Annotated in this window: 8 protein-coding genes; 5 read left to right on the forward strand and 3 right to left on the reverse strand. The window is 32.7% G+C overall.

Annotation, left to right across the window (positions count from 1 at the left end):
* The 5 genes from HN894_08750 to HN894_08770 all read left to right on the forward strand — a co-directional run.
* Positions 1-108, forward strand: a 108-nt coding sequence (locus HN894_08750; protein MBT7143413.1) for a hypothetical protein, incomplete at its 5' end; no start/stop codon positions are given.
* On the forward strand, positions 81-1,976 hold the full coding sequence (locus HN894_08755) for a response regulator (GenBank protein ID MBT7143414.1): 1,896 nt from the start codon (positions 81-83) through the stop codon (positions 1,974-1,976). The genes HN894_08750 and HN894_08755, both read left to right, overlap by 28 nt.
* 23 nt (positions 1,977-1,999) lie before the next feature.
* Positions 2,000-6,544, forward strand: a complete 4,545-nt coding sequence (locus HN894_08760; GenBank protein MBT7143415.1) for a response regulator — start codon at positions 2,000-2,002, stop codon at positions 6,542-6,544.
* Positions 6,545-6,653: 109 nt separating this feature from the next.
* The gene (locus tag HN894_08765; GenBank protein ID MBT7143416.1) at positions 6,654-7,115 is read left to right on the forward strand and encodes a hypothetical protein; all 462 of its coding nucleotides are present in this window, start codon (positions 6,654-6,656) and stop codon (positions 7,113-7,115) included.
* 14 nt (positions 7,116-7,129) lie between these two features.
* Positions 7,130-7,612, forward strand: coding sequence for a hypothetical protein (locus tag HN894_08770; GenBank protein ID MBT7143417.1), 483 nt, complete (start codon positions 7,130-7,132; stop codon positions 7,610-7,612).
* A 24-nt stretch (positions 7,613-7,636) separates the two neighbouring features.
* Here HN894_08770 and gmhB read toward each other — a convergent pair whose 3' ends face one another.
* The 3 genes from gmhB to HN894_08785 all read right to left on the reverse strand — a co-directional run bounded on the left by gmhB (position 7,637) and on the right by HN894_08785 (position 9,934).
* On the reverse strand, positions 7,637-8,209 hold the full coding sequence (gene gmhB / locus HN894_08775; protein MBT7143418.1) for a D-glycero-beta-D-manno-heptose 1,7-bisphosphate 7-phosphatase: 573 nt from the start codon (positions 8,207-8,209) through the stop codon (positions 7,637-7,639).
* 15 nt (positions 8,210-8,224) lie between these two features.
* Positions 8,225-8,674, reverse strand: a complete 450-nt coding sequence (locus HN894_08780; GenBank protein ID MBT7143419.1) for an NUDIX domain-containing protein — start codon at positions 8,672-8,674, stop codon at positions 8,225-8,227.
* A gap of 66 nt (positions 8,675-8,740) precedes the next feature.
* Positions 8,741-9,934, reverse strand: coding sequence for a pyridoxal phosphate-dependent aminotransferase (locus tag HN894_08785; protein MBT7143420.1), 1,194 nt, complete (start codon positions 9,932-9,934; stop codon positions 8,741-8,743).
* Positions 9,935-10,200 lie beyond the last annotated feature (266 nt).

The raw sequence follows: 10,200 nt of genomic DNA on the forward strand, positions 1-10,200 counted from the left end.
ATCTATGAAACAGGGATTAAAATATCTAAATCAGATTTCGAAAAAATTAACATATATAAACATGAATTTCATGGAGAAGATTGGAATTATACTATCAAACCATTATAAGTAGTTGTAGCAATAATATATTTACAATTACTGAGCTGATGAGAGGTAGCGAACGTACGAGAAACATTCCGATTATTTTTGTAACTGCCATTAGCAAAGAAAAGAAACATATTTTTAGGGCTTACGATTCTGGTGCGGTTGACTATTTGTTTAAACCAATTGAGCCCGAGATTTTGAAATCTAAAGTTAGTGTTTTCATTGATTTGTATAAGCAGAAAGTTGCCCTTGAGCAATTGACTCACAAGTTAGAACATACTATTTCGGATTTGATAAATTCGCAAAGCGAACTACGGATTACAATGGATATGGCAGAAGTAGCCAATAAAGCTAAAAGTGAATTTTTGGCAAATATGAGTCATGAAATTAGAACTCCTCTAAATGGAATTATTGGAATGTCGGAGTTGGTTTTGATGGGAGTACTGGAGAATGACCAGAGAGAAAAAGTGAAAACAATAAGGCAATCGGGTGAGTCCCTTTTAGAAATATTAAACGAAATTTTAGATATTTCGAAAATTGAAGCCGATAAAATGCAATTAGAATCAACCGATTTTAATTTGGTCGAAGTTTTTGAGAAAGCAATATCTATGATTTCGGTTAAAGCATTCGAGAAAAAGATTGAATTATTGCTTTCGGTTTCAGACAAAATTCCTGAAGTTGCAATTGGCGATCCCGTGCGAATACGACAAATTTTGCTAAATCTCATAGGAAACGCAATAAAATTTACAAATCAAGGAGAAGTTGGAATATATGCCGAATTGGATAGTATTAATGATGATTCCTGGCACATAAAAATGTCTGTTAATGACACAGGAATAGGAATACCCAACGACAAGATATCCACCCTGTTTGAGACTTTTACACAAGCTGATAGTTCCACAACCCGGAAATTTGGAGGGACAGGATTAGGATTGTCAATTTCAAAAAACCTTGTTTCTCTAATGGGTGGAAAAATTGTGGTTGAAAGTGAATTAGGTAAGGGGAGTATATTTAGTTTTGTAATTAATCTAAAAAAAGGAGAGTCGAAAAATATTTCTGAAAAACTTAAAATAGAGATTTCCCGTCCCGATTATAAAGCTATTATAATAGACGATAATGAATCCGCAAGAGAAATTCTATCTTCCTATTTAGACAATTGGAAAATTCCGAATGAAAAAGTAGCAAGTGGGCAGGAAGCATTAGAAAAAATTTGTGTAGAAAAAAAGCAATACAATATAATTTTTGTGGATCTTCTGATGCCCGAAATGAGTGGCTTCGATTTCCTTAAAAAGCTTTCTGAACAAACTTGCATTGAAGAAAAACCATACATTGTTCTCCTTTCGATGAGTCAAAGCTTAATAAATAAAATCGATTATGTTAAAATAGGGGTAAGCGACTTTATAACAAAACCTGTTTTTATGAGAGATGTTTGGAAAGTTGTTAATAAATCGATGGGAAACAGTATTTTAGATTCAACACTAAAAACATCAAAAGAAAAATTAGAAGTTAAAACAAAACGTGCAAAATCTGTCAAGGTACTTCTCGCTGAGGATAATTTGATAAATCAAAGACTCGCTGTAGGATTTATGAAAATAAACGGGTGGGACGTAACAGTTGCCAACGATGGACTTGAAGCAAGAGATTTGGCATTTGCTAATCGCTACGATATTATTTTCATGGATGTACAAATGCCAAATATGGATGGTTTTGAATCAACAAAAGAAATTAGAGATTTTGAATCAACTATCGATGTTTATACACCAATTGTGGCTATGACTGCCCACGCAATGGTTGGCTATAAACAAAAATGTCTCGATCAAGGAATGGACGACTATATAACAAAACCATTCAATTCTTCCGAATTAATTAGAATAGTTAATGAATTAACATAATAGAAATTATAATAGTATAAAAAATGCCACACGAAAGCAGACATTCAAACAAAAAATATTTAAAAATTTCTTTTATAAATGGATTGGGAAAATTAATCCTTTCACTTTTACTCGGATTTTCAGTAATTCCAATTGCCATTTTAAGTTACATTATTTATTTAGACGGAAAGTCTGGAATGGAAAAAGTAATTGACAATAATTTAAAAGTCATATCTGCTTTAAAAGCCGAAAATCTAGATTTATATTTTGCTAAAGTTTTAAGTGATGTAGAAACAAAAGCCGGCAGAAAAGACTATATCAATTTTTTCATGACATTAAACGACGATTTTGGGAAGAAGAAAGCTGAGTTTTACAATTTTAATGAACATGAAATTGCAAATAGCAAATATCTAAATATCGATAACGAATTTAAAGATTTCGTTAAGCACAATTATTATCAAGATGTTATTTTTCTCGATTTAGATGGAAATATATTATATTCATCAAATCAAAAAAAAGCTATTGGAACAAGCATCCTTTCAGGAGATTTTTCGAGTCCGGAATTAGAAAAAAGTTTTTCGCAAGCTTTAATTAAAAACAAACCAGTATTATCTGATATTACATTTTATGGTCGAAACAGGAATTTGGCAATTTTTATGTTACAACCTATTTTCTACAATCAAAAGAAAGTAGGATTGACTGCACTACAAATTCCTGTAAGCAATATTAACAATTTGATGCTTGACACCACAGGTCTTGGAAAAACCGGTAGCACATATATAATCGGAAAAGATTTATTATTGAGGTCAGCTTCGCGAAATGAACCTGAAACCAGTATTTTAAATAAAAAAATGGATACTGAGCTTTCTGTTTCGTGGAAAAATGGAACAGCCCGCAAAGACTTCTTTTATGTCGATAAATATGGGGAAATTGTTGGAGGAGCTTGGTATATTTCGAAAAATCTGACAGATTTAGGGGTAGATTGGGCAATTGTTGCCGAAATGCAGGAAGTTGAAGCAAATGCTATGTCGAACGGTATGAAAGTTGATATGATCATGCTCACAGTTATTATAATCATAATTGTGATAATACTGGCAATATGGATAACCATAAAAATTGTAAAACCGATAATAAGACTTTCGAATTGGGCAAAGGAAGTAAGTTTAGGAAAGTTGAGCTACCAAGATATTAAACTTCCGAAAAATGAAGTAGGTGAAATGAAAGATAGATTTGGAGATGTTGTAAATACCTTCAAAGCTATCACCGAAGTTAGTAAATCTATTGCAATAGGAGATTATAGCAAATCTGTTGAAGTGAAAAGCAAGGATGATCAACTTGGAAAATCGGTCAACGAAATGAGAGAAACCTTGATTTCTGTAGTGAATCATGCCCAAAAAATTGCAATCGGCGATTTTACCAAATCTGTTGAGGTGAAAAGCGAAAAAGACCAATTAGGGAATTCTCTGAAACAAATGAGAGAAAATCTTATTTCTGTTGTAGATCAGGCAAATACTATTGCAAAAGGCGATTATTCTAAAGAAATTGAACCCAAATCGGAAAAAGATGAGTTAGGAGTTTCCTTATCTCTTATGACAAAAACCCTTGCAAAAGTTACTGCCGAAAACGAAAGACAAAATTGGTTGAAAACCGGACAGGCTACTCTTGGCGATAAAATGCGTGGCGACCTTTTGATTGCTGATTTATGTCAGAACATAATTAGTTTTATAGCGGAATATTTAGATGTTCAGGTCGGAGCAATGTATTATAAAAGTAGCGAGGATAAATATAAAATGATTGCTAGCTATGCCTATGCTCATCGAAAAAATCTTTCTAATGAAATAAAAATTGGTGAAGGAATTGTGGGGCAATCAATACTTGAACGCAAAATGATTATTGTTTCAAACTTGCCCGAAGATTATATTTCCGTAAGTTCGGGTCTTGGAAAATCTTCTCCAAAATGCGTGCTGGTTTTACCTTGTATATACGATGGAAAAATACTTGGAGTTATTGAAATTGGGTCATTTACGGAATTGTCCGATTTGAAAATTGATTTTCTACAGGCTATTAGCGAAAACGTAGCAATTAGTATGAATTCAGCCATAGCGAGAACTGAATTGCAAATACTATTGGAGCAGACTCAGCAGCAAGCCGAAGAATTGCAAACACAACAAGAAGAATTACGAGTGTCTAACGAAGAACTCGAAGAGCAAACAAAAGCTCTCAGAAAAAGCGAACAAGAACTTCAGGCTCAACAAGAAGAATTGCGATCGACCAACGAAGAACTTGAAGAACAAACAAAGGCTCTGAAAAAATCGGAACAAGGACTTCAGGCTCAACAAGAAGAGCTTAGAGTTACAAACGAAGAACTTGAAGAAAGAACAAAATCCATAAAAAAGCAAAAAGACGATATTGAGAAAAAAAATACAGAACTAAATATTGCTCAAAAGGAAATTGAGAAAAAAGCAAATGATTTAGAGATGGCAAGCAAATACAAATCCGAATTTCTTGCAAATATGTCGCACGAATTGCGAACTCCTTTAAACAGTATTTTGGTGCTTTCACAAATTCTTGGAAATAATAGAAATGAGAATCTCACTGAAAAGCAAATAAAGTCTGCAAAAACTATATATTCATCAGGAAATAGCTTGCTATCTTTGATAAATGAAGTTTTAGATCTTTCGAAAGTCGAGGCCGGAAAATTAGAATTAAGTATTGAAAAAATGTATGTTTCCGAATTTATTTCCGAAATTGAAGAAACATTTGTTCCGCTTACAAAAGAGAAGGGGCTCGAATTTAGAACTATCGTTGATGAAAAATTACCAAAATCAATACTTACAGATTCTATGAGGGTGCAACAAATTATTAGAAACCTTATTTCTAATGCTTTGAAATTCACCAAAAAAGGAAGCATTAGCCTGAAACTTTTGACTCCTTCTGAAAAAATTGTTTTCTCGAACAAATTATTGAACAAAGAAAATTCAATAATGATTAGTGTTGAAGATACCGGAATTGGAATTCCTGCCGAGAAGCAGTCCTTAATTTTTGAGGCGTTTAAACAAGCCGATGGAACAACTTCGAGAAAATATGGCGGAACAGGTTTAGGATTGACAATTTCTAAAAACTTTGCATATTTGCTTGGTGGCGAACTACAATTAGAAAGCATTGAAGATAATGGTACAATTTTTTCGTTAATCATCCCATTGGTTTTTAATGGTTCTGAAGGTTCATCTTTAAGCGAAAATGCTGCTACAAGTAGTTTTGTAGAGCAAAAAAGCCCAACGGTTTCCGTGCCCGAAAAATCAATTGTAACTTCTGATTCTCCAAAACCCCTCAAACCTGAAGTTATAAAAGAAAATATTGCACCTACCAAAAGTCCTGACAATGTTAGAGACGATAGAACAAATATTAAAAAGGGAGATATCTTCATTCTAATAATTGAAGACGATGTTGATTTTTCTCAAATTCTATACGATCTTGCACACGAAAGAAATTTCAAGTGTATGATTGCAAGAAATGGAGAAACAGGGCTTCATTATGCCGACTACTATAAACCAAATGCAATAATTCTTGATATTGGATTACCTGGAATTTCCGGTTGGGAAGTTATGGACCGATTGAAAGAAAATCCACAAACAAGACATATTCCTGTTCATTTCATGTCGGGAGCCGATAAAAGTCTTGAGGCTATGAAAAAAGGAGCAGTTGGATTTTTAACAAAACCCGTAAGTCTTGACGATATAAATAAAGCTTTCGAAAAAATTAACGATATAATTTCTAAGCCTTTGAAAAAGCTATTAGTTGTTGAAGACGATGAGGCTATGAGGATGGGAATTGTAGAACTAATTGAAGAATCTGACGTTGCAATAACTCCTGTTGAAACCGGAAAAGAAGCTTTGAAACTATTGAAAAATGATAATTTTGATTGTATAATTCTGGATCTGGGTCTTGGTGATATGACCGGATTCGATTTGCTTCAAAAAATTGGGAAAAAGGGAAAAGCTTCAAAAATTCCGGTTATTATATACACTGGTAAAGATCTAACACGAGAAGATGAGAAAAAATTACAAGCATATTCTGATAGAATTATCATTAAAGGTGTAAAGTCGCCGGACAGACTTTTGGCAGAAACTACATTGTTTTTGCATAGGGTCGAATCAGATTTGGCTGAAGACAAGCAAAAAATACTTAAAGGAGTTCATAGCAAAGACGATATTATGAAGGACAAAAAAGTCCTGATTGTTGACGATGATATGAGAAATGTTTTTGCCCTGACAAGTTTGTTAGAGGAACGAGGCTTAGAAATTGTTGTTGGAATGAATGGCAAAGAAGCTCTTGCCAGACTTGAAGAACACCCTGATACAAATTTAGTTTTGATGGATATTATGATGCCGGAAATGAATGGCTACGAAGCTATGGAAGAAATTCGGAAACAAAGAAAATTCAGCAAACTTCCTATGATTGCACTCACCGCCAAAGCTATGCAAGGCGATAGAGACAAGTGCATTAGCTCAGGAGCTAACGACTACCTTACAAAACCTGTTGATACTGAAAGACTACTTTCGGTGCTTAGGGTTTGGTTGTATCAGTAGATTGAAACTTTAGTTAAGCTTGCCCTTTATAGTGCATTATTAATATATATTTTGGTCAAAGAAAATTAATATCTATATTGCAACAAAATAATTTCAAAAATTTAAGACAATGAAAAAACTATTCATTTTACTATTCATTTTTGGTTTTAATTATAACCTATTTTCTCAGATTGATTATGGACAAAATACTTTTGAAAAAAGAAATTGTATAACTATTGGGATTTTGCAAGGTGGTGGTTCCTTAGTAGGTGTCGATTTTGAATCTTTGATAACCCAAAAAGTAGGTTTGCAATTTGGTTTTGGTTTTGTAGGATTCGGAGGAGCCTTAAATTATCATTTTAAACCTACAGTTCGTAGTTCATTTTTGTCGTTGACTTATTGGAATCAAGGAGTAGGAGAGAGTTTTACTCAAAACTTATTTGGCGCAACTTATGTTTTTAGAGGAAAAAAGTGGTTTACATTCCAGATTGGTCTCGGATTTCCAATTAGTAAAGGTCCTGCGTGGCCTGACGATTTTGAACAAACACCCGCAATGTTGTTATATTCTATTGGTGGTTATATTCCATTATAATAAGATTTTTTGATATGAGAAAAATTATACTTTCAGCATTATTATTTTGTTGTATTGGAACGCTTTTCACTCAAATACCAAATGAGCATATTAGCTATGAAAAAATAAACGGCAAATATCGATTTTATCAAAACGGCAAATATGTGAAGCTATCAAATTTATATGCTATTGTAGAATCAAATGAAGAGGCACTAAATGTGTTAATATCTGCTAAGTCAGCCAATGATTTTGCATATGTCTTATTCGCAAGTGGAGCGTTCTTATTTGGAATTCCAGCAGTCCAACAGATATACGGACAAAAACCTAAAGAGGCTCTAATTGGTATTGGTGTAGGAGTAGTTTTAATTTCAATACCCCTAATTTCAATATACAATAGAAAAGCCAAAAAAGCTATTGATATTTATAACAACGATATGACTACCAGTTCTTTGTCAAATGATTTTAAATTAAATTTTGCATTTTCAGAAAATGGTTTTGGTTTGAAGTTGAGATTTTAGATTTAATTTCGAATTACTTTTCAATTAGCTTTTATTTGTTGAAAGAATATAATCCACAGCAACCTTCAAATTATCCAAAATAAAATCCGGTTTTTGCTTTATATTTTGTATGTTTTTGCCTGTCTTTACTAAAATTGTTGTGAGACCTGCATTTTTTCCAGCAATAATATCTCTTTCCGAATCGCCAATCATAAACGATTTAGAAAGATCAATATTGAAATCTTTAGCAGCTTGAAAAAGCATTCTTGATTTTGGTTTTCTGCAATCACAATCTCTAACAAATTTTTTATTGTAATTTTCTGATGCTTCGGGAAAGTGGGGGCAATAGTATATTTTGTCGATTCGGGCATTCGCTTTTTTTAACTCCAAATGTAGTTTTTCGTGAATTTCAAATAAAGTTTCCTCAGTAAACAAATTCCTTGCAATCCCTGATTGGTTAGTGATTACTATTGTTAGATATTCAGAATTGTTGATTTTTTTTATTGCTTTTGCTGAAAAAGGAAAAAGTTCTAATTCTTCCGGAGATTTTATATAAGACTTTTCATAATTTAGAACCCCGTCTCTGTCAATGAAAATTGCTTTATTCTTTTGCCTCATTTTTATGATTACTAATTACAAATGTGAAATTAGTAGTTCTGCTACTTTTCTATCAATTGGAAAACTAAAATCAGTGAGCTTCAGTTCCTGAAGGCTAAGAAATCTGAACGATTGTGCACCATCAATGTTTCCAAAAAAATCGAAGGGTTTTTCAGAAACTGGGAATTTTATTTTTTCTTTAAATTTAAAAAAATAATATATGCTAATAAGTTGTGAATCTGTGAAATAATATGATTGCTGAAAAAAATCGCTCGTATAAAAATGTTCTATATCGCAAATTTCCTGACCAAATTCTTCAATAGCTTCTCGCTGCAAACAGTCGATGCTTCCTTCGCCAAATTCTAAGCCTCCCCCTGGAAATTTTGTCATTTTCATTCCCAGACGAAATTCATCAGAAATGAGAATTTTGTTTTCTTCATTAAGAAATAAACCATAGATTCTGATATTGAATTTATTAATTGTCATATTTTCTTTCATTCATTCAAAAATTGAAGAAAAGGAATTTGTTGAAAACGTTGTGTCAGTGAATAATTATTTGAGTTTGGCTAAAGCAGTTTTTATTCGGCTGATAGCCTCCACCAATTTCTCATTTTTCACAGCATAAGAAATTCTTACACAGTTTTCGTTACCAAAAGCACTGCCCGGAACTATCCCAACATATACTGTTTCAAGAATATACATACTAAGGTCTTCTGAATTGGAAATCTTATACTTCCCGAATGATTTATTGAAATAGCTACTAATATTTGGGAAAACATAGAATGCACCTTCTGGAACATTACATTTCACACCGGGAATTTCGTTCAATAATTTCAAAACATTGTCTCTGCGAACTAAAAATTCCTGACACATTATTTTTGAAAATGGCTCATCTGAACTAATTGCTGCTAAAGCTGCTTTTTGTGCAATAGAAGATGCCCCTGAGGTAATCTGCCCTTGAAGTTTGATACATTCTTTCGCAATCCACTGTGGCGCTCCTATATATCCAATTCGCCAGCCTGTCATTGCAAATGCCTTTGAAACACCGTTTACAACAATAACTCTTTCTTTGATTTCGGGAAACTGCGCAATGCTTTCGTGCTTTCCGCAAAAGTTTATGTGTTCGTAAATCTCGTCTGAAATGATATATACATTTTTGTTTTTTGCAAGAATATCAGCAATTGCCTTTAGCTCGGTCTGTGAGTAAACCGAACCTGTGGGATTCGATGGAGAATTGAAAATTATAGCTTTTGTTTTATCGTTAATTTTTTCTTCTAATTGCTTTGGGTCGAGTTTAAAATCTGTTTGTATTGAACTATCTAAATAAACAGGTTTACCTCCGGCAAGTTTTACCATTTCAGGGTAGCTAACCCAGTAAGGTTTTGGAATTATTACTTCGTCATCATCATTAATTATACACATCAAAATGTTTACAATAGACTGTTTTGCTCCGTTCGAAACTACAATTTGATTAGGTTTGTAGTCTAAATTATTTTCTTTTTTAAATTTTGTTGAAATAACTGCCAGAAGGTCTGCAAAACCTGCAACCGGAGAATAGTGAGTAAAATTATTATCAATCGCTATTTTTGCAGCTTCTTTCACAGGATCCGGAGTGTTAAAATCTGGTTCTCCGATACTTAAATTTATAACATCGAAACCTTTATTTTTTAATTCGCGAGATTTTTGAGTCATAACCAGAGTCTGCGAATCTGAAAGTTTTTTCAATCTATTCGATAATTTTTCCATCTTTATTTTAGTCAATCATTCAATATGTTATAATAAAGCTGTCAAAAATAAATAATATTTTGATAACATAGTGGAAAAATTTGATTTGAATAGTTATTTTTTTTGTCTATTCTAAAAAGCTGTAAATAGTGCCTCTAAGAAAACAGTTCAAAATTAAAAACATCTCTTTTTGCGATATTTCTATTTTTTTCATTTGTCTAATACAAAAGCATTTACTGCATGAAAGAAAATAGAAATCTCATCAAAAATTAATTATTTTATAAAAA

The organism is Bacteroidota bacterium (assembly GCA_018692315.1).
GTDB lineage: Bacteria > Bacteroidota > Bacteroidia > Bacteroidales > JABHKC01 > JABHKC01.

Excerpts from the sequence above, each read along its gene's own strand:
- gmhB (MBT7143418.1), bottom strand. The coding sequence starts at position 8,209 with ATGAGGCAAAAGAATAAAGCAATTTTCATTGACAGAGACGGGGTTCTA.
- HN894_08780 (MBT7143419.1), bottom strand. The coding sequence starts at position 8,674 with ATGACAATTAATAAATTCAATATCAGAATCTATGGTTTATTTCTTAAT.
- HN894_08765 (MBT7143416.1), top strand. The coding sequence starts at position 6,654 with ATGAAAAAACTATTCATTTTACTATTCATTTTTGGTTTTAATTATAAC.
- HN894_08760 (MBT7143415.1), top strand. The coding sequence starts at position 2,000 with ATGCCACACGAAAGCAGACATTCAAACAAAAAATATTTAAAAATTTCT.
- HN894_08785 (MBT7143420.1), bottom strand. The coding sequence starts at position 9,934 with ATGGAAAAATTATCGAATAGATTGAAAAAACTTTCAGATTCGCAGACT.
- HN894_08770 (MBT7143417.1), top strand. The coding sequence starts at position 7,130 with ATGAGAAAAATTATACTTTCAGCATTATTATTTTGTTGTATTGGAACG.